At 72.8% G+C, this 18,728-nt stretch carries 18 protein-coding genes; 5 read left to right on the forward strand and 13 right to left on the reverse strand.

Annotated features, from left to right (window positions below; translation table 11 throughout):
• The 5 genes from OG570_RS26165 to OG570_RS26185 all read right to left on the reverse strand — a co-directional run bounded on the left by OG570_RS26165 (position 1) and on the right by OG570_RS26185 (position 4,588).
• Positions 1-2,121: a transglycosylase domain-containing protein gene (locus OG570_RS26165; protein WP_326951905.1), complete on the reverse strand. Its 2,121-nt coding sequence runs from the start codon at positions 2,119-2,121 to the stop codon at positions 1-3.
• A gap of 36 nt (positions 2,122-2,157) precedes the next feature.
• Complete coding sequence (locus OG570_RS26170) at positions 2,158-2,979, reverse strand: ABC transporter permease (RefSeq protein ID WP_326951906.1); 822 nt, start codon at positions 2,977-2,979, stop codon at positions 2,158-2,160.
• Positions 2,939-3,742 (reverse strand): ABC transporter ATP-binding protein, encoded by an 804-nt coding sequence (locus OG570_RS26175; protein WP_326951907.1) that lies wholly within the window; start codon positions 3,740-3,742, stop codon positions 2,939-2,941. The genes OG570_RS26170 and OG570_RS26175 overlap by 41 nt, the downstream gene beginning before the upstream one ends.
• A complete protein-coding gene (locus OG570_RS26180; RefSeq protein WP_326951908.1) occupies positions 3,739-4,179 on the reverse strand; it encodes a MarR family winged helix-turn-helix transcriptional regulator in 441 nt (146 codons plus the stop codon). Before OG570_RS26180 ends, OG570_RS26175 begins: the two co-directional genes overlap by 4 nt.
• Positions 4,180-4,258: 79 nt before the next feature.
• Positions 4,259-4,588, reverse strand: coding sequence for an ArsR/SmtB family transcription factor (locus tag OG570_RS26185; protein ID WP_326951909.1), 330 nt, complete (start codon positions 4,586-4,588; stop codon positions 4,259-4,261).
• Positions 4,589-4,676: 88 nt separating this feature from the next.
• On the opposite strand from OG570_RS26185, the gene OG570_RS26190 reads away from it, so the two are divergent.
• The 5 genes from OG570_RS26190 to OG570_RS26210 all read left to right on the forward strand — a co-directional run bounded on the left by OG570_RS26190 (position 4,677) and on the right by OG570_RS26210 (position 8,450).
• On the forward strand, positions 4,677-5,684 hold the full coding sequence (locus OG570_RS26190) for a zinc-dependent alcohol dehydrogenase family protein (protein ID WP_326951910.1): 1,008 nt from the start codon (positions 4,677-4,679) through the stop codon (positions 5,682-5,684).
• 203 nt (positions 5,685-5,887) lie between these two features.
• Positions 5,888-6,460 (forward strand): PspA-associated protein PspAB, encoded by a 573-nt coding sequence (gene pspAB / locus OG570_RS26195; protein ID WP_326951373.1) that lies wholly within the window; start codon positions 5,888-5,890, stop codon positions 6,458-6,460.
• 69 nt (positions 6,461-6,529) lie between these two features.
• Entirely contained in the window at positions 6,530-6,934 is a 405-nt protein-coding gene (locus tag OG570_RS26200; protein WP_326951911.1) for a VOC family protein, read from the forward strand.
• A gap of 89 nt (positions 6,935-7,023) precedes the next feature.
• A complete protein-coding gene (locus OG570_RS26205) occupies positions 7,024-7,677 on the forward strand; it encodes a hypothetical protein (RefSeq protein ID WP_326951912.1) in 654 nt (217 codons plus the stop codon).
• Between the two features lie 95 nt (positions 7,678-7,772).
• Positions 7,773-8,450 carry a GNAT family N-acetyltransferase gene (locus OG570_RS26210; protein ID WP_326951913.1) on the forward strand — a complete coding sequence of 226 codons (678 nt, stop codon included), beginning with the start codon at positions 7,773-7,775 and terminating at the stop codon, positions 8,448-8,450.
• A 1-nt stretch (position 8,451) separates the two neighbouring features.
• Here the strand turns inward: OG570_RS26210 and OG570_RS26215 are convergent, their stop codons facing one another.
• From OG570_RS26215 to OG570_RS26250, 8 genes are all read right to left on the reverse strand, one after another.
• On the reverse strand, positions 8,452-8,886 hold the full coding sequence (locus tag OG570_RS26215) for a hypothetical protein (RefSeq protein ID WP_326951914.1): 435 nt from the start codon (positions 8,884-8,886) through the stop codon (positions 8,452-8,454).
• 107 nt (positions 8,887-8,993) lie between these two features.
• On the reverse strand, positions 8,994-10,415 hold the full coding sequence (locus OG570_RS26220; RefSeq protein WP_326951915.1) for an APC family permease: 1,422 nt from the start codon (positions 10,413-10,415) through the stop codon (positions 8,994-8,996).
• Between the two features lie 98 nt (positions 10,416-10,513).
• Entirely contained in the window at positions 10,514-11,791 is a 1,278-nt protein-coding gene (locus tag OG570_RS26225; protein ID WP_326951367.1) for a sensor histidine kinase, read from the reverse strand.
• A gap of 133 nt (positions 11,792-11,924) precedes the next feature.
• Positions 11,925-13,364: a carboxylesterase/lipase family protein gene (locus OG570_RS26230; protein WP_326951916.1), complete on the reverse strand. Its 1,440-nt coding sequence runs from the start codon at positions 13,362-13,364 to the stop codon at positions 11,925-11,927.
• Positions 13,361-14,743, reverse strand: a complete 1,383-nt coding sequence (locus tag OG570_RS26235) for an FAD-binding oxidoreductase (protein WP_326951365.1) — start codon at positions 14,741-14,743, stop codon at positions 13,361-13,363. The genes OG570_RS26230 and OG570_RS26235 overlap by 4 nt, the downstream gene beginning before the upstream one ends.
• A 306-nt stretch (positions 14,744-15,049) precedes the next feature.
• Positions 15,050-17,239 (reverse strand): xanthine dehydrogenase family protein molybdopterin-binding subunit, encoded by a 2,190-nt coding sequence (locus tag OG570_RS26240; protein ID WP_326951364.1) that lies wholly within the window; start codon positions 17,237-17,239, stop codon positions 15,050-15,052.
• On the reverse strand, positions 17,236-18,198 hold the full coding sequence (locus OG570_RS26245) for an FAD binding domain-containing protein (RefSeq protein WP_326951917.1): 963 nt from the start codon (positions 18,196-18,198) through the stop codon (positions 17,236-17,238). The genes OG570_RS26240 and OG570_RS26245 overlap by 4 nt, the downstream gene beginning before the upstream one ends.
• On the reverse strand, positions 18,185-18,637 hold the full coding sequence (locus tag OG570_RS26250) for a (2Fe-2S)-binding protein (protein WP_247064444.1): 453 nt from the start codon (positions 18,635-18,637) through the stop codon (positions 18,185-18,187). The genes OG570_RS26245 and OG570_RS26250 overlap by 14 nt, the downstream gene beginning before the upstream one ends.
• Between the last annotated feature and the right edge of the window lie 91 nt (positions 18,638-18,728).

Below are 18,728 nucleotides of genomic sequence, written 5' to 3' on the forward strand. Positions count from 1 at the left end.
TCACGACCGGGCCGTCAGGTACGCCGGGTCCGGCCCGGGGATCTGCTGGTCCGGCACCCCGGCCAGCAGCTGGCTCATGGCGTGGAAGTACGGCGGCGCGGCGACCGTGCCGCCGAACGCGCCGTGCCCGCAGTTGCCCAGGTGCACGGGCGTGCCCGGGCAGATCTCCCGCGGGTGCGAACCGTCGGCGAACACCATGGACGACACCGCGTAATCGTCGACGCCGCCGACGAACGCGACCGACTCGCTCTGCTGGGTCGTGCCCGTCTTGCCGATGTCCGGGCGCGTCCAGCCCGCCGCGTGCGCGGCCTGGGCCGAGGTACCGCTCGTGGTGTCCTTGCTCAGGCCCGCTTCGAGCGTGTTCGCGACGCCGGCCGGGATGACCTGTTCGCACGCCTGCTGCGGCACGGACACGGCGTTGCCGTTCCGGTCGGTGACCGACAGGATCGGGTTCGGCGGGCACCAGACGCCGCCGCTCATCAGCGTCGCCGAGACGTTGGCCATCTCCAGCGGGCTGACCGGGCTGTTGCCGAGGGTGAACGAGAGCAGGTTCTGGAAGTACTTCGACTGCGGTTCGTTGTACTGCGGGTTCGACGACTTCGGGTCGGGCACCGCACCCGCGTCGTTCGTCGCGAGGGTGCTGCGCAGCCCCAGCTTCTGCGCCATGTCGAGCACGGCGGGCATCCCGACCTCGTTCTCGAGCCCGACGAACGCGACGTTCGGCGACGTCGCGAGACCGTCGGCGAGGGTGATCGGGTCGGCGTAGTGGCCGTCGTTGTGGACGGTGTAGCAGGCGGTGTGGCTGTCGGCGTTGGGAGGCGTGAAGCACTGGCTGTCCGGGTTCGGCAGTGGCGTGTCCAGGCCCGCCTTGCCGGTGACCATCGCCGCGGCCGAGGTGAAGATCTTGAACGACGAGCCCGCGCCGAACTCGTTGCTCGCGTCGGCCACGATGTCGGTGGACGTCTCGCCCTTCGCGGGGTCGGTGCCGAAGTTCCGGTTGGCGACCATGGCGAGCACCTGGTGCCCGTTCTGGCCCGGCTGGACGACGGCGAAGGTGTTGGCCACGCCGTCCTGGGTCGTCGGCACGTTCGCGTCGACGGCGTCCTTCGCCACCTGCGAGACGCGCGGGTCCAGCGTGGTCTTGATCGTGTAGCCACCGGTCGCGAGCTGGTCCGGCGTGAAGCCGGCGTGCGCGAGGTAGGTCTCGGCGTAGGTGCAGAAGAACCCCGCGTCCGGCGCCGCGCCCATGCACGTGCCGGACGGCGTGACCGGTCCGCCGGGCAGGAGCCCGAGCGGGGCATCCTTGGCCGTCACGGCGTAGGCCGCGGGCAGCGAGCCGTTGGTGACCATGTCGTCGATCACCGTGTTGCGGCGCTGGGTCGCTTTGTCCGGGTGCGAGTACGGGTTGTAGATGCTCGGGTTGTTCACCATTCCGGCGAGCAACGCGGCCTGCGGCACGGTCAGTTTGTCCGCCGTCGTCCCGAAGTACGCTTTCGCCGCCGCGCCGACGCCGTATACGGTTCCGCTGAATTCGACCACGTTGAGGTAACTGGCCAGAATGTCGTCCTTGCTCATCGTGTCGTTGAGCTGGACGGCCATTTTCGCCTCGCGCAGCTTGCGGGCGAGCGAGTCCTCGCGGTCGGCCTGCTGGGCCGCCGGGTCGGTCCGGTCGACGACGTTCACGAGGTAGTTCTTGACGTACTGCTGGGTGATCGTCGACGCGCCCTGCAGCGACCCGCCGGCGCTGTCGTTGACCGCCGCCCGTGCCATGCCCTGCAGGTCGACGCCGCCTTCGGTGTAGAAACGGCGGTCCTCGACGCCGATGATCGCGGCCTTCATGGTCGTCGCGATCCCGGCCGCGGTCACCGGCAGCCGGTACTGCGAGTACAGCGTCGCGATCGGGGCGCCGTCGCGGTCGGTCACCGTCGTCGTCAACGGCGGATCGGCCGCCGCGAGCTGCGCGGAAATGGCGTCGACGGAATCGCTGACCTCATTCGACAGCAGGCCGGCGCCGATGGCGGCGGGCGCCACCGTGCCGGCCGCCAGAATTCCGGCGAGCACACAAAAACCGACAAAGGGGACCACGCCCCGGCCACGATTCACGGAATCGAGATTAGCCATTTCCGGATAAGGCCTCCGTTCGGTGAGACATGTGCCTCACCGGGCCAACCTGCCGAGCAGGGCCGAAGCGACCGAAATCGCCACGATCGTTGCCACGATCAGCACCGCGAAGTCGAGCCCGAGGTGGGCCGGGGTGCCGATGAGCAGCCCGCGCAGGGCGTCGACCTGGTAGCTCAGCGGGTTGACGTGGCTGAGCACCTTGAGCCAGCCCGGCATCAGGTCCACCGGGTAGAGCGCGTTCGACCCGAAGAACAGCGGCATCGTGATCGCCTGCCCGATGCCCATCAGCCGTTCGCGCGACAGCACGACTCCGGCGATGACGATGGACAGGCAGCAGAAGAACGCCGAGCCGAGCACCAGCACGACGGCCATCGCGAGCAGCTTCAGCGGGTTCACGGTCAGCCCGACGCCCAGGATCGCGGCGAGGATCAGCACCATCAACGCCTGGACGAGCGCGCGGACCCCGGCCGCGAACGCCTTCCCGGCGACGAGGGCCGCGCGCGGGGTCGGCGTCACCAGGAGCTTGGCGAGCACGCCCGCGTCGCGTTCCCAGATGATCTGGATGCCGTAGAAGATCGAGATGAACAACGCCGACTGCGCGAGGATGCCGGGCGCCAGGTAGTCGAGGTAGGGCGTCGAGCCGGTCGGGATGGCCTTGAGCCGGGTGAACGTCTCGCCGAAGATCAGCAGCCACAGCGCGGGCTGGATCGCGCGGGTGAGCAGTTCGGTCTGGTCGCGGCGCAGCTTCTGCAGCTCCACCAGGCACATCGCGCCGACGCGCGCGGCCAGGATGCGCAGCTGGCGCAGCGGGCCGGGGTCAGCCGAGACGGCGGGCGGTGCGGCGAGTGGCACGGACACTGCGGATCCCTCCTTCTTCACTCGCGAGCCGGTCGCCGGTGACCGCGCGGAAGACGTCGTCCAAAGTGGACTCGGGGCCGAGGTCGGCCTCGAGCTCGGCCGGGGTGCCCAGCGCGCGGATCTTGCCGGTGTGCATCAGCGCGACGCGGTCGCAGTACTGCTCGGCCTCGTCCATGTAGTGCGTGGTGACGAGCACGGTCATCCCGGTCTCGGCGCGGATCTGCGCGATCCGCTCCCACACCGCCGAGCGGGCGACCGGGTCGAGCCCGATCGTCGGCTCGTCGAGGATGAGCAGTCGCGGGGAGCTGACCAGGGCCTGGGCCAGTTCGAGGCGGCGGATCATGCCGCCGGAGTAGCCCTTGGCCGTGCGGTCGGCGTCGCCGGTCAGGCCGACCAGGTCGAGCGCGCGCCCGACCTCCTCGGCGCGCCGGGCGCGGGGGACGTCGAAGAGCCGGGCGAAGAGGGCGACGTTCTCGCGGCCGGTCAGCGCGCCGTCGGCGGACAGCTGCTGCGGGACGTAGCCGATCAGCCGCCGCACGGCCATCTTCCGGCGGGCGACGTCGAGGCCGCACACCGTGATCCGGCCGGGCCCGGTGGGCAGCAGCGTGGTGATCATCCGCAGCGTGGTGGTCTTGCCGGCGCCGTTCGGGCCGAGCAGGCCGAACACCTCGCCGGGGTGGATCTCCAGGTCGACGCCGTCCACCGCGCGGGTCGCGCCGAAGGAGTGGGTGAGGTCGGTGCACCGCACCGCGGGTTCGGTCACGGCCGCTCCTTCAGGATGCCCATGAGTTTTTCCAGTGCCGGCAAGGCTTGTTCGATCACGGCTTTGTCCTCTTCGGACAGTTCGGTGAGGGCGGCGGCGACCAGGCCGGTCCGGGCGCGGCGCCAGGCGGCCATCCGGTCGGTGGCCGCGGCGGTGAGCTCCAGCCGGGTCGCGCGCCGGTCGAGGGGGTCGGGTTCGCGGTGCAGCAGCCCGGCTTCGACGAGCTGGTTGACCAGGGTGCTGACCGAGTTGGCCGCCAGGTGCAGCTCGCGCGCGGCCGCCGCGACGCCGACGCCGGGGTGGTCGGCGACCACGCGCAGCACCTCGACCTGCGCGCCGGGCAGGGGAAAGCCGGGGACGTCGGCCCGGACCCGGCGGCGCACCACCCGGCGGATGCCCTGGACGGTGCCCAGGAGCCGTTCGGCGAGTTCGGTCATGCGCCCAAAGTAGCTCTGACTCAGAACTATTAGCAATGCTAAATGTCTGGTTGGCGAGAAAGCGGGGGGAAGGTCCGGATCAGCGGGGGAGGCGGGCGGCCTCGGCGAGGGCCAGGTCGAGCAGGCCGGGGAACCGCGCGTCGAACTCCTCGCGCCGCAGCGCGTTCAGCCGTTGCGTGCCGCTGTCCCACTGCTTCAGCAGGCCGGCCGCGCGGAGGATCTTGAAGTGCCGCGACGCCGCGGGCTTGCTGACCGGCGGCATGATCGCGCCGCACGACTGGCCGGGTGCGCGGGCGAGCGCGGCGATCATGGTCAGCCGGTGCGGGTCGCGCAAGGCCTCGAGGGCCACGCCGAACGAGACGTCCTCGAGCGCCGGGTGCTCGAGCGGGGTCGCGGTGCGGCTGGCCATGGACCGAGTATCCCTCGTGGTTGCGGGTTCGCGGGATCGTGTGCCATGGTCGATGTTAGTCGATTGGTTAACATGAAGGAGTGCTCGCGTGCTCGTCTACCGTCCCGGTCCGGCCGGCAGCCTGGTCCAGCTGGAGGAACCCGTGCCCGAGCCGCAGCGCGGTGAGGTGCTGGTCCGGGTCCGGGCGACGTCGCTGAACTACCGCGACCTGCTCATCTTGAACGGCGACCACTTCACCACCGGGCCCGGGAACCTGATCCCGGTGTCCGACGCCGCCGGCGAGATCGCCGCGGTCGGCGAGGGTGTCACGCGCTTCGCGGTCGGCGACCGGGTGATCAACACCTTCCACGCGAACTGGATCGGCGGCCGCCTCCCGGCCGCGGAAACCCTGCGGGGGTACGGGAACGCCCAGGACGGCTGGCTCGCGGAGCACCGCGCCGTCTCCGAAAACGCGCTCGTCGCGCTGCCGGAGCCGCTCACCTACGAGCAGGGTGCGACGCTGCCGTGCGCCGCGGTCACGGCCTGGACGGCGCTCCACGGCGGCACGCCGCTGGGGCCGGAAGACGTCGTGCTCACCCTCGGCACCGGCGGTGTCTCGCTGTTCGCGCTGCAGCTGGCGAAGGCGCACGGCGCGCGCGTGATCGCGACGACGTCGAGCGCCGAGAAGGCGGCCAAGCTGACCGAACTCGGGGCGGACACGGTGATCGACTACACCGGGACGCCCGAGTGGGGCCGGGCCGTGCTCGACGCGACCGGCGGCCGCGGCGCGGACCGGATCGTCGAGGTGGGCGGGCCCGGCACGTTCGCGCAGTCGCTCGTCGCGGCCGGGACGCACCACGCCGAGATCGCGCTCGTCGGCTTCGTCGGCGCGGGCGGGGCGCCGATCGGCTTCACGGACCTGTTCCGCAGCGGCGCGACCGTCCGGAAGACCTGGGTCGGCAGCCGCGAGGACACCGAGGACCTCGTGCGGCGGCTCGCCGTCCGCCCGATCGGACCGGTCATCGACAGCGTTCACCCGTTCGGGGACGCCGACGCAGCGTTCCGGCACTTCGCGGGCCGGGGGAACTTCGGGAAGGTCGTCATCACGACCCCGTGAAAGGGGTACCGCTGATCGGCTGAACCACTGTGACGTCGACCGTTCGGCGGCACCCCGGCGCCGTTCGCCGCGTGATCGGCCGGTTCCGGACCGGAATCGCCGGGGCGGGGAGCATGCTGTCCTTTCCGACCCCGCGACCCCGCACCTGACGTCCACTGTGGACATTGCCAGCGTGCCCGGCCCGGCGTCATCTCGACCGGAGAATGGACACCCCGCCCGTGACCCTGCTGGACAGCAAACTCGTCCGCTGCTGGACTTCCCGCCCGAACCTGCAGTCCCTCTACAGCCTCGCCGCGGCCGCTCCGCGGGTGCGCGGCGCGCTCGGCCTGATCCCGACCGGCGGCGGCACGCTGAGCTTCAAGGTGGACGGCGATGCGCTGGACCGCACCGAGGCCGAGCTGCTCGCCGCGACGTCGGCCAAGCTGCCGGTGCACCCGCTGGTGACCCAGGACCTCTACGGCCGCTCGACGGTCCGCTGCTGGCGCCGCAACCGCGACCTGCGCGTGCTGACCGGTGACCTGGTGGACGTCGCCGACCGGCTGGCGCGGGCCGGCTACGGCGGCGCGCTGCGCTTCGCGAGCGTCGAGTTCGCCGACCCGGACGGCCGCCGGGACGGCCGGCTGCAGCTGGTGTACCTGTTCGGGCGCGGCACTTTCCACGCCGCGGCGGCGCCCGGGACGGGCACCCTGGACCGCGCGCTGGAGCTGCGCGCCCGCGCCGCGCTGCACGGCTCGCTCCCGTTGGAACCGCACGCGCACCGCCGCTTCGTCGTCTGAAAATTTCGCGTTTGGCGTGGTCACGGGCTTCTGCGAGGATGCTGCATCTTCCGACCGAAGGAGAGCGCCATGGCTTCCCGACTGAACCCGTACCTGAGCTTCGAGGACAACGCCCGCCAGGCCATGGAGTTCTACGAGACGGTGTTCGGGGGCAAGCTCACCGTGCACACGTTCGGGTCATTCGGCGCCCCTGACGGGCCGGAGGCCGAGAAGGTCATGCACGCGCAGCTGGACACCGACGGCGGTTACACGCTGATGGCGTCCGACACCCCCGAAGGGATGGAATACCACCCGGGTACGAACATCACGGTCAGCCTCAGCGGGGACGACGCCGACGACCTGCGGACCTACTGGGACAAGCTGAGCGCGGGCGGCACCGTGACGGTTCCGTTCGAAAAGCAGGCGTGGGCCGACGAATTCGGTTGCTGCATCGACAAGTTCTGCATCCCGTGGATGGTGAACATCGGGCACTAGCCCGATCCGGGGCGTTGCAGCCGGCGCCGTCGTCGGTGACGATGGAGGACCGGCGTGCCCGAGACCGCGCCGGGGCCGAAGGAGGCCCGATGGCGGGTTCCCCCTGGACGTGCGCGCAGTGCGGCGCGGTCAACGACGCCGCCGCGCAGCGGTGCGGCACCTGCGCGAGCCTGGCCCCCGGCCGGGCCCGCGCGCGGGCGCTGTGGGTGCTGCTCACCCTGATGGTGGTCGCCGCCGTCGCGGTGACCGGCGTCCTGCTGTTCGCCGGGCGCCCGAAGCCCTCGCCGGCCGCGTCCGGGCCGTTCCCGCAGTACACGACACCCGCGGTGCCGACGACCAAGACGGTCGTCACGACCGCGAACGGCGTCACCCCGCCCGCTCCACCCGCGCTGTCCTCGACGTCGGCCCCGCCGTCGACGTCGTCCACCCCGGCCGGGAAGCCGTGCCCGGGTGACGCCGCCCGCTACCTGCCCGGCGGCGCGGGCACGGCGCTGCTCGTGGGGGAGACGGTCAAGTCCGTCGTCACGGTCTGCAAGACCCCCGACGGCCGGATCTTCTACGACGGCCAGGCCCGCGGGCAGGGGGCGTCGGACGACACCCACATCACGCTGCCGGCCCAGCCCTCGGGCGACGGCTTCGTCGCGGTGAACGGCCAGTACAGCTACCAGGTCGGCGGCGGCAGGCTCGTGGTGTCGGACGGCGGTCAGGTGCTCTCGGACGACGAGCTGACCACGGTCGGCTGAGCGCGCGCTCACGATGTGGGAGCGGCGGCGCGCGGCGGGGCTTTCGACGCATCCTGGCGGGTGATCACCCCGAGCCGGAACCCCCGAGGTAGCGCATGTCTTCTCCGCTGGACAACCCGACCTGGACGTCGCTGGCCGGGCCGCACGCCCGCTTCGCCGAGCGGCAGGGGCGCGTGCTGCGGTACCCGGAAGACGTCGCGCCCTTCCTGGGGCTGCCCGACGACCCCGGTGAGCAGGACTGGCGCGACGTCGCGACGCTGGGCGGGCCCGGCGCGACCGTGGTCGTCGCCTCCACCTTCGCCCGGCCGCCGGCCGGGTGGGAGGTGATCGAGGCGCTCCCGGGGGTGCAGCTCGTCGACGAGGGGGTCGCGGCCGCCGAAGACCCGGAAGCCGTGCGGCTGGGGCCCGCGGACGTGCCGGAGATGCTCGACCTCGTCGCGCGGACGCAGCCCGGGCCGTTCCGGAAGCGGACCGTCGAGCTCGGCACCTACCTCGGGATCCGGCGTGAGGGCGCGCTCGTGGCGATGGCCGGGGAGCGGCTGCACCCGCCCGGCTACACCGAGATCAGCGCCGTCTGCACCGACCCGGCGTTCCGCGGGCAGGGCCTGGGGACGCGGCTCGTGCACGCGGTCGCGTTCGGCATCCGCGAGCGCGGAGAGACGCCGATGATGCACGCGGCCGCGCGCAACACCTCGGCGATCCGGCTCTACCGGTCGCTCGGGTTCGTCCTGCGGCACCGGCCGGACTTCGTCGCGGTGCGGGTGCCGGCCTGAGTCAGGCGCCGGTCGACGAGCCGGGCCGGACGATCATCAGCACGGTGACCGCGGCCCAGAGCAGGTTGAACACCCCGGTCGTCATGCCCAGCCGGCTCACGGTGCCCGGCGTGGGTGCGGCCAGCTGACGCCGCTGGCCGGGCAGCACCACGAACGCCAGCACGGCGGCCGCGACGGCCGTCAGCCCGATGGACACGATCAGCCACGGGTCGCCCATGACGTGCATGGTGCCCGCGACGCCGAAGCCGAACACCGGCACGGCGATGGCGACGTAGGCGTAGACGCGGCAGATCCGGTGCAGCACGGTCACCGTGGTGAGATCGCCACCGGCGGCGACGCGGCGCACGGCCGCGGGGAACATGCTGGCCGCGACGGCGACCGGGCCGACGGCCAGGATCGCCGCCAGGACGTGCACCGAGAGCAGGAACTTCGACACGGAACTCCTCAGTCGTGCGGGGACGAGCCGAAGTTATCGGCCCGCCCGCGACACCGGGAGTGGCTGGAAGGCCAGATAGCGCCGGGATCTGGCCAACGCCCGCCGGGTCAGCCGTCGAGGTCGGCCAGGCCCGCGTAGACGTCCGGCCGCCGGCGTCGCAGCCAGACCGCCAGGGCCAGGCCGGCGACCAGGGCCACCGCCAGCAGCCACGGCAGCAGGGCGATCGCGGGCGCGTCGGAGCCGGCGAGGGTGGGGAAGTTGAGGATCGCCAGGGTCGTCACGGCGATCAGGCCGAGGCCGCCGAGCGCGGGCGCCACCGCCGTGCGCCAGAGGCGGGGGTCGCGCCGGCGGCGGAAGAACGCGACCACGGCGATCCCGGCCATGGCCTGCAGCGTGATGATGCCCAGCGTGCCGATGCCGGTCATGCTGGCGGTGAGGTCGGCCAGCGGGTCCAGCCCGGCCAGGGCGTAGGCCGCCGCGATCGCCGTGGCGACGAGGATCTGCGTGCCGCTGGCCACGTACGGCGCGCCGTTCCCGGGGTTCGTCCGGCCGAGGACGGCGGGCAGCACACGGGCGCGGCCGAGCGCGAACAGGTACCGCGTCGCGGAGTTGTGCAGCGCCAGCAGCGCGGCGAACAGGCTGACGACCAGCAGCAGCATCATCACGTCGGTGAGGACCGGGCCCAGGTAGGTGCCGCTGATGGCGAACACGAGGTCACCCGCCGAGAGGTGGTCCCGCGCGGCCGCCCCGGCCTGCTCGACGCCGGTCGCGCTGACGACCGCCCACGTCGTGACCGCGGCGAAGACGCCGATCAGCACGATCGCGGTGTAGGTCGCGCGGGAGATCGTCCGGTGCGGGTCGCGGGCCTCCTCGCTGAACAGGCCGGTCGCCTCGAACCCGACGAAAGCGTTGAAGGCGAACAGGAAGGCGATCCCGGCCGAGCCGGAGAACACCACGCCGGGGTGGAAGGCGTGGACGTCCAGGCCGGTCCGGACGGCGATCGCGACGTCGAGCACGAGCAGGATCGACACCTCGAGCACCAGCGACACCCCGAGCACCTTCGCGCTGACGTCGACCCCGCGCCGCCCGAGCGCGAACACCGCGACGGCCGACACGAGGCTCCACAGCGGCCACGGCGTGTGCCACCCGAAGACCTGCTCGACGACGTTGGCCGTGAAGAACCCGCTCGTGCCGACCGCGCCGGCCACGAAGCAGTTGTAGCCCAGGAGCGCGACGAGCGCCGCGACCAGCCCGAGCGGGCGGCCCAGCCCGCGCGTGACGTAGCCGTAGAACCCGCCCGCGCCGACGACGACCTTGCTCATCTGGGCGTAGCCGACGCCGAAGAGCACCAGGATCACCGCGGCGAGCAGGAACGCGCCGGGCATGCCGCCGCCGTCGCCGAGGGCGATCCCGAGCGAGGCCACGACGATGATGCCGGTGAGCGGGGCGACCGCGGCCAGCACGAGGAACACCACCCCCGGCGTGCCGAGGGCGTCCCGGCGCAGGGCGCCCGCTTCCGATCCGGCCATGGACGTCTCCTCCGCTGCGGCACCGATGCCCCGGCATCGTGCGCCGCGCGGCGGCCCGCGGTCTTGCCCGGCAGCGCAAGGCCGTTGTCGCGGGACGCCTAGCTGGGCACCCACAGGGTGACGCGGGTGCCGCGGCCCGGTTGCGAGTCGACCGTGCCGCGGCCGCCGACCTCGGCCAGCCGCGCCATGATGGACTGGGTGATGCCGAAGCCGGGCGGGCGGTCCTGGACGTCGAAGCCCTGGCCCTGGTCCCGCGCGACCACGGCGATCCCGCCGTCGCGTTCCTCCACGCGCAGCACGACCTGCTTGGTCCCGGAGTGCTTCACGGTGTTGCGCAACGCTTCCCGGACCGCCTCGCACATCGCGGTCCGGCGGTCCTGCGAGAGCTGGTCGTCGTCGGCGAAGTCCGCGGCGACGAGCTGGGTGCGCAGGCCGTCGCGGGCCATCTCGGTCGCGACGTCGGCGAGCTCGACGGCGAAGCCGCGCGACGAACCGGACTGGACGGGCTCGGTGATCTTCCGGCGCAGCTCGGCCGCCTCGGCCTTGGCGACCGAGCGCAGCTCCTTGAGCCGGGCGACGGCCTGCGCGTCGTCCCCGGGGGCCGAGATCGCCAGCGCTTCGAGGGTCTGCAGGACGCTGTCGTGCATGATGCGCCGGGTCCGGTGGCGCTCGGCCTCGCGCCCGCGGCGCAGCCCGATGTCGAGTGCGAACCGGGTGCCGACGCCGAGCAGGATGAGGATGCCCGCGCCGAGCACGATGGCGACCGCGAGCGCGATCATGCAGCCGACCGACCGGGTCAGCACGAGCGGGTCGTCCAGCGGGAGGCCGCCGGCCAGGGTGAGCGCCGAGCGGAGCGGCAGGGCCGCGGCGAACAGCCAGAGCGCCGTCGGGATGCCGGAGGTGCCCGCCCACATCGCGACCGCGCCGACCAGCCACGTCCAGGTGACGTCGACGGCGAACGGCTGCACCGCGGCCGGGGCACTCACCGCGACGGCGAAGTTGAGCGCCACGCCGATCGCCAGGTCCAGCGCGAGGGCGCGGCCGGTGACGCGGCCCCGCAGGCCGCCGGCCCGCAGCACCCACACCACGGCGGCGGTGTTGACGACGACGGCGAACACCGTGGCCGAGAGCACCGGGCCCAGCCCGAGGGAGCCGTTGGCGGCGGTGTACCCGATGAACACCTTGATGAACGTCGCGATCCGGTAGGCCAGCGGTACGACGACCCAGTAGCGCGAGGCCCGCGCGAGCGTCGCGGCGCCGACCGCGGCGAGGTCGGCCCCGTCGGCGTCCGGGTCCGCCGTCTCCACGGGCGTGCCGTTGCGCAGCAGCGTGCGGACGTACGCGCGCGGCGGCGCGCCAAAGCCCGCCTCGGGCATCGATGTCCCCATTCATCCGGCCGTCCGGGCGGCCTGAGCCTGACAGCGCGGCCAGGGCACAGTCAACCGTCCGGCTGACAAGTCTGCCCTGGTGGACCAAAGCCCGCCGTACGAGCGGGCGGCCGGGACGTGATCAGTAGGTGGCGCCCGCGTGGAATGTGGTGTCCTCGCCGGTGTAGGCCAGCCAGCCCGGCGAGCCGGTGGTGGCGAAGCGGTACCAGGCGCCGTTCAGGTCGTGGGCCAGCTGCCGCGGCGCGTGCTCGCCGAGGAGGCCGCGCGGCCCGGACAGCACGTCGAGCGCGTCGAAGACGAACGGCAGCTCCAGGCCGTGGCACGCGCCCAGCCGGCCGTCCATCAGCGGGGAGCGCCACTCGAACTCGTAGCGGTAGGTGCGCCCGGCGTGGTTCTCGGCCAGGTCCCGCACCGAGTCGCGGAAGACCAGGTCGGTCAGCGCGTCGACGAGCACCTCGCCCGCCACGCGGTCGCCGCCGAGGCCGTAGCGCTGCAGGACACCGGCCGGGTCGGGGTGCGACACGGCCAGCGACGCGACGGCCTGGTCGTCGGTGACGGCTTCGAGCACGCCGGTCGGCACCAGGTAGAGCCGCATCTCCTCGCGGCAGCTGCCGACGATCAGGTCGACGCCGGCCCCAGCGCCCGCCTTGATCGCCTTGCCCGGGTGCTGCGGCAGCACGTCGTCGCCGACCATCGGCAGGAACGGGCTGATCCCGTAACCGCGGTCGTAACCCAGGGCGTCGCGCAGGTCGGGCGCGCCACCCGGGCGCAGCACCGCGTCCTGGGCGTCGAGCAGCTGCTCGGTCGACACCTTGCGGAACGCCTCGGCGGTCGCCTCGACGCGCAGCTCGTCGGCGACGACGCGGGCGAGCCGCCGCGCCTCGACGACGCCGCGCACCATGTCGGGGTGTCCACTTTGGACGATGGCCCGGCGGAACAGCCCGGTCGCGAGCGGCGAGGCGAGCAGGCACGCGACGCTCACCGCGCCGGCGGACTCGCCGGCCAGGGTGACGTTGTCGGGGTCGCCGCCGAACGCCGCGATGTTCTCCCGCACCCACCGCAGCGCCGCCAGCTGATCGCGCAGGCCCAGGTTCGTCACGCCGCCGTCCAGCGGCAGGAACCCGTCGACGCCGAGCCGGTACTGCACGGTCACCAGGATCGCACCGGCCCGCGCGAACGCCGTGCCGTCGTAGACCGAGGCCGAGCCGGTGCCGCCGATGAACGCGCCGCCGTGCACGAACACGAGCACCGGCAGCCCGGCCGCGCCCGGGTCCGGCGTCCAGACGTCGACCGTCAGGTACTCCGGTCCCGGCCGCCAGCCGGGACCGACGATCGGGCCGAGGTCGAGGCCCGGGAAGTCGCGGTGGCGCTGCGGGGCGGTCGGCCCCGGTCTGCGCGCGTCGCGCACGTCCTCCCACGGCGGTGCCGGCACGGCCTCGGCGAACCGCAGCTCGCCCTCGGGCGCGGCGGCGTACGGCACGCCGCGGAACCGGGCGACGCCGGCGGCGGTGAGCTCCCCGCGGACCGCGCCGGACGTGGTGGGGACGACGGGCTCGGTCATGCGGGGGTCCCTTCGTGGAAAACCTTGCCGGGGTTGAGGATCTGGTGCGGGTCCAGCGCCCGTTTGACCGCGCGGTGCAGCTCGAGCACCGCCGGGCCGAGCTCGCGCGTCAGGCCGGATTGCTTGAGCAGGCCGACGCCGTGCTCCCCGGTGACCGTGCCGCCGAGGTCGAGCGCGTCGGCGATGATGTCGTCGAACGCGGCCTGGGCGTTCTTGCGCGCGGTCTCGTCGCCGGGCGGGGTCACCAGCAGCGGGTGCAGGTTGCCGTCGCCGATGTGCGCGATGTTGGCGATCACGACGTCGTGGCGCAGCGCGGCCCGGTCGATCCGCGCGAGCATCTCGGGCACGGCCCGCGTCGGCACGCAGACGTCCTCGGTGAGCACCGGCCCGAGCCGTTCCAGCGCCGGGTAGGCCAGGCGCCGGGCGTCGAACAGCGCGTCCGCCTCGGCCTGGTCGGTCGACTGGGCGGCCCACGTCGCGCCGGCCTGTTCGAAGCATTCGAGCAGCACGGCGGCTTCGTGCTCGCCCTGCGCGCCGGGTGCGTCGGTGCGCCCGAGCAGCACGACGTTCGCGTCGGTGCTCAGGCCCATGTTCTTCCACGCGTCGACCGCGGCGAGGCAGTGCCGGTCGACGAGTTCGAGCGCCGAGGGCAGCACGCCGCGGGCCGCGACCGCCGCGGCGGCTTCCCCGGCCGCGACCGTCGTGTCGAAGTAGCCGGCCACCGTGCGCTCGGCGGCCCGCGCCGGGCGCAGCCGCACGGTGACCTCGGTGATGACGCCCAAGGTGCCTTCGGAGCCGACCATCAGCCCGGTCAGGTCGTAGCCCGCCACGCCCTTCGCGGTGCGGCGGCCGAGCCGGACGAGCTCGCCGGTGCCGGTCACGACCTGCATCGCCAGGACGTAGTCGCGGGTGACGCCGTACTTGACGCAGCAGACGCCGCCGGCGTTGGTCGCCACGTTGCCGCCGATCGTCGACCACGGCGAGCTCGCCGGGTCCGGCGGGTACCAGAGCCCGCGCTCGGCGCAGGCGGCGCGCAGGTCGTCGTTGACCACGCCGGGCTCGACGACCGCGAGCCGTTCCTGCTCGTCGATCTCCTTGATGGCGCGCAGCCGGTCGGTCACCAGCACCACACAGCCTTCGACGGCGTTCGCGCCGCCGGACAGCCCGGTGCCGGCGCCGCGGGTGACCAGCGGCGCGCCGTGCCGGATGCACTGGCGCACCACGGTCTGGACCTCTTCGGCGGTGTGCGGCCGGACCACGACGACGGGCAGCGCGCAGGGCGCCCATTCGGCCTCGTCGTGGGCGAAGCTGCGCAGCACGTCCGGGTCGCGGACCAGGCGGTCGGCCGGCAGGGCGGCGGCCAGGTCGTCGATCAGCATTCTCGGGGGACTCCTCGGTGTCGCCCGTCAGCCTAGGACTGTGGAGGGGCCGCGTCATGGGCGAATCGGCCCGTGATCGTCGCGGAAGGGTAACGGCGGGGCCGGCTGCCTCGGAGAGGTGAGTCCTGGTGCGCAACTCAGCAGATGGACGTGACTTTCCGGCACCGCTCGGTGACACCACGCGAGGTCGCCGGACCCGGCTGCGGTGTGTCCTTTGTGGACACACTCGCTGCCGTACCGCGGAAACGACGACGGCCGCTCCCGGACGACGTCGAGCGTGTCATCGGGGAGCGGCCGCCGGGATCGCTACTTCGACTGGGCCTCCGCCAGCAGGTCCTCGATGGTGATCGGGATGTGGCGGACCCGGACGCCGGTGGCGTTGTACACGGCGTTGGCGACGGCGGCGGCCATCCCGACCGTGCCGATCTCGCCGAGCCCCTTGGCGCCCACGGCGTTGTGCAGCGTGTCCGGGTACTCGACGAAGTGGACGTCGACCTCCGGGATGTCCGCGTTCACCGGGAGCAGGTAGCTCGCGAAGTCGCCGTTGGCGAGCCGGCCGTTCGCCTCGACCTCCAGGCCCTCGTGCAGCGCGGCCGACACGCCCCAGATCATCCCGCCCATGAGCTGGCTGCGGGCCGCCCGCGCGTTGATGATCCGGCCCGTGTCGAAGACGCCGAGCATCCGCGACACCCGCACCTCGCGCGTCCACTTGTGCACGCGGACCTCGCAGAACTGCGCGCCGAAGGAGCTGAAGGAGTGCTTCGTCAGCTCCTCGCCGGGAGCCGACGAACCCGTCACCTCGAGCGACGTCCGGCCGACGGCGCGCAGCAGTTCGCCGAACGTCATCGACTTCCCGTCGGCCAGCACGCGGCCGTCGGCGTAGGTGACCTCGGCGCCCGCGAACGGCGCGCCCGGGTCGGCCGCCAGCGCCACCAGCTCGTCGATGGCCTTGGTCGCGGCGATCATGATGGCCGTGCCGACGCTCGCCGTCGCGGTCGAGCCGCCGGAGAGCCCACCCGGCGGCAGCGACGAGTCACCGAGCTTGGGCACGATCTTCTCCGGCGCGATGTCCAGCGATTCGCCGCCCACCAGGGAAAGCACGGTCAGCAGGCCGGTGCCGGGGTCCGCGCCGCTCGTCGCGACGACGGCGGTGTCGTCGGCCTGCAGGGTGATCCCGACGGTCGTCGGGAACCGCAGGGCCGGGAACATCGCGGTGGCCGTACCGAGGCCGACCTCCCAGTCGCCGTCGGTGTGCCCGTGCGGCTTGCGGTGCTCCCAGCCGAACCGCTGCGCGCCGATCTGGAAGCACTCGTCGAGGTGCTTGCTCGACCACTGCAGGTCGTGCCCGGGCGGCGCGGTCGAGTTGTTGCGCATGCGCAGCTCGATCGGGTCCATGTCCAGCGCGACGGCCAGCTCGTCGATCGCGCTCTCCAGCGCGAACGACCCGGGTGCCTCGCCGGGGGCCCGCATGAACGTCGTCGGCGGGATGTTCAGCGGCACCACCTTCTGGCTGATGTGCAGGTTGCGGGTGGCGTACCACTCGCGGGACGTGCCGTGCGACGTCGGCTCGACGAACGCGCGGTGGATGTCGGTGCTGCACCAGGAGTCGTGGCGCAGGGCGACGAGCGTGCCGTCGCGTTCGGCGCCGAGCGTCATCTTCTGGACCGTCGCCGCGCGACCCGCGGTCGCGGTGAACACCTGCTCGCGGGTGAGCGCGGCCTTCACCGGCCGGTCGAGCGCCCGGGCCGCGGCGGCGGCCAGGAACGCCGGCGCCGAGGTGCGGCCCTTGCCGCCGAACGCGCCGCCGACGTACGGGTTCAGCGCGTGCACGGCCGCGACGTCCAGCTGCAGCGCGCTCGCCAGTTCCTGGGCCTGCAGGTGCGCGCCCTGGTTTCCGCTGTAGACGGTCAGCTCGCCGTCGTCCCAGACCGCGACGGCCGAGTGCGGCTCCATCGCGGCGTGGTTCTGGGTCGCCGTGTGGTAGGTCGCTTCGACGATCACCGGGCTCCCCGCCAGCGCGTCGTCGAAGGATTCGACGCCGTCTTCGAGGACCTCGAACGTCGACGGGGTGCCGTCCCGGCCCGGCGGGGCGTCCTCCGCCGCGGCGAGGCCGTCTTCCAGCGACGTCAGCGCCGGCTTGGCGCGGTAGGTGACCTCGACGAGCATCGCCGCGTCGCGGGCCTGCTCGAAGGTCTCCGCCACGACGAAGCCGATCGCCTGGCCGTAGTAGGCGACTTCCTTGTCCTGCATGGGCACCCACGTCTCGCCGAACAGCGGCGAGACCGGGGTGCGCAGCTCCAGCGGGTCGAACGGGGAGTACACGCCGAGCACGCCGGGCGCGCTCTTCGCCGCCGTGACGTCCATGGCTTCGAGCTCGGCGTGGGCGACCGTGCTGAGCACGACGTAGCCGTAGACCATGCCGGGCACGTTGTGGTCGGCGCCGTACTTGGCCCGGCCGGTGACCTTCACCGGCGCGTCGAGACGGGCGGCGGTCATCGGGCGGTCCCCTCGGTCAGCTCGAGCAGGGCGCGGATCAGGGTCCGCTTCAGCAGCGGCACCTTGAAAGCGTTTTCGGACAGCGGCCGGGCGCCGTCGGCCGCGCCGGACACGGCGGCCTCGAAGGTGGCCTGCGTGGCGGGCTTGCCGCGCAGCGCGTCCTCGACGGCGGGCAGCCGCCACGGCACCGTGCCGACACCGCCCGCGGCGATCCGGGCGTCGGCGATGACGCCGTCCCGGACGTCCAGCGCGACGGCGGCGGAGCACAGCGCGAACTCGTAGGACTGCCGGTCGCGCACCTTGACGTAGGTGGAGTTCGCCGCCCAGGCCAGCTCGGGGACGACGACCTCGGTGATCAGCTCGCCGGTGCGCAGGTCGTTCTCCACCTCGGGCGTGTCGCCCGGCAGCCGGTAGAACTCGGCCAGCTTCACCGTGCGGGTGCCGTCCGGGCCGGCCAGCCGCAGCTCGGCGTCGAGCGCGACCAGGGCGACGGCGACGTCACTCGCGTGCGTCGCCGCGCAGGAGTCGCTGCTGCCGAGGATCGCGTGCATCCGGTTGGCGCCTTCGAGCGCCGGGCAGCCGCTGCCGGGCACCCGCTTGTTGCACGGCGTGGCGACGTCGCGGAAGTACGAGCAGCGCGTGCGCTGCAGCAGGTTCCCGCCGATGCTGGCCATGTTCCGGAGCTGCTGCGACGCGCTCAGCAGCAGCGCGCGGGAGATCGCCGGGTACACCCCGGGGTGCGCGGCGATATCGCTCATCCGCTCGAGCGCGCCGAAGCGCAGCCCATCGGCGGTGTCGATGCCGCGCAGCGGGACGTTGTTGATGTCGAGGACGTGGCGCGGGGTGAGGACGTTCAGCTTCATCAGGTCGACGAGCGTCGTGCCGCCGGCGAGGAAGGTGCCGGGCGTGGCGAGGGCGTCGTCGAGGGTGGTGGGCGCGGTCAGCTCAAAGGGACGCATCGACCCGCCTCGCCTGCTGGACCGCCGCGACGATGTTCGGGTAGGCCGCGCACCGGCAGAGGTTGCCGGACATGAACTCGCGCACGTCGGTGACGTCCTGCTCGACGGCCGCGACCGCCGACATGATCTGGCCGGAGGTGCAGAACCCGCACTGCAGCGCGTCCTGGTCCACGAAGGCCCGCTGCACCGGGTGCAGGTCGTCCCCTGTGGACAGTCCTTCGACGGTGGTCACCGGCTGCTGCACGGTGGCGGCGAGAGTGAGGCACGAGAGCACGGGCCGGCCGCCGACGTGCACGGTGCAGGCGCCGCACTGGCCCCGGTCGCAGCCCTTCTTCGGGCCGGTGACGTCGAGGCGCTCGCGCAGCGCGTCGAGCAGGGTCACGCCGGGATCGACGTCCAGGTGCTCGGTACTGCCATTGACTTCGAGTGAGATGTCCACTGGTCTCTTTCCGCGGATCGTCCGGGTGGGGAGCTGGCGGCGTGGTGGGAGCGTGGTGTACCGGATACTCATCCGCTTCACCTTTTCGCGA

This window comes from Amycolatopsis sp. NBC_01286 (assembly GCF_035982555.1).
GTDB lineage: Bacteria > Actinomycetota > Actinomycetes > Mycobacteriales > Pseudonocardiaceae > Amycolatopsis.

Bases quoted from the DNA above. Each gene is read 5' to 3' on its own strand.
- OG570_RS26165 (WP_326951905.1), bottom strand. From the start codon at position 2,121: ATGGCTAATCTCGATTCCGTGAATCGTGGCCGGGGCGTGGTCCCCTTT.
- OG570_RS26180 (WP_326951908.1), bottom strand. From the start codon at position 4,179: ATGACCGAACTCGCCGAACGGCTCCTGGGCACCGTCCAGGGCATCCGC.
- OG570_RS26185 (WP_326951909.1), bottom strand. From the start codon at position 4,588: ATGGCCAGCCGCACCGCGACCCCGCTCGAGCACCCGGCGCTCGAGGAC.
- pspAB (WP_326951373.1), top strand. From the start codon at position 5,888: ATGGACACCCCGCCCGTGACCCTGCTGGACAGCAAACTCGTCCGCTGC.
- OG570_RS26200 (WP_326951911.1), top strand. From the start codon at position 6,530: ATGGCTTCCCGACTGAACCCGTACCTGAGCTTCGAGGACAACGCCCGC.
- OG570_RS26205 (WP_326951912.1), top strand. From the start codon at position 7,024: ATGGCGGGTTCCCCCTGGACGTGCGCGCAGTGCGGCGCGGTCAACGAC.
- OG570_RS26210 (WP_326951913.1), top strand. From the start codon at position 7,773: ATGTCTTCTCCGCTGGACAACCCGACCTGGACGTCGCTGGCCGGGCCG.
- OG570_RS26220 (WP_326951915.1), bottom strand. From the start codon at position 10,415: ATGGCCGGATCGGAAGCGGGCGCCCTGCGCCGGGACGCCCTCGGCACG.
- OG570_RS26225 (WP_326951367.1), bottom strand. From the start codon at position 11,791: ATGCCCGAGGCGGGCTTTGGCGCGCCGCCGCGCGCGTACGTCCGCACG.
- OG570_RS26230 (WP_326951916.1), bottom strand. From the start codon at position 13,364: ATGACCGAGCCCGTCGTCCCCACCACGTCCGGCGCGGTCCGCGGGGAG.
- OG570_RS26235 (WP_326951365.1), bottom strand. From the start codon at position 14,743: ATGCTGATCGACGACCTGGCCGCCGCCCTGCCGGCCGACCGCCTGGTC.
- OG570_RS26240 (WP_326951364.1), bottom strand. From the start codon at position 17,239: ATGACCGCCGCCCGTCTCGACGCGCCGGTGAAGGTCACCGGCCGGGCC.
- OG570_RS26245 (WP_326951917.1), bottom strand. From the start codon at position 18,198: ATGCGTCCCTTTGAGCTGACCGCGCCCACCACCCTCGACGACGCCCTC.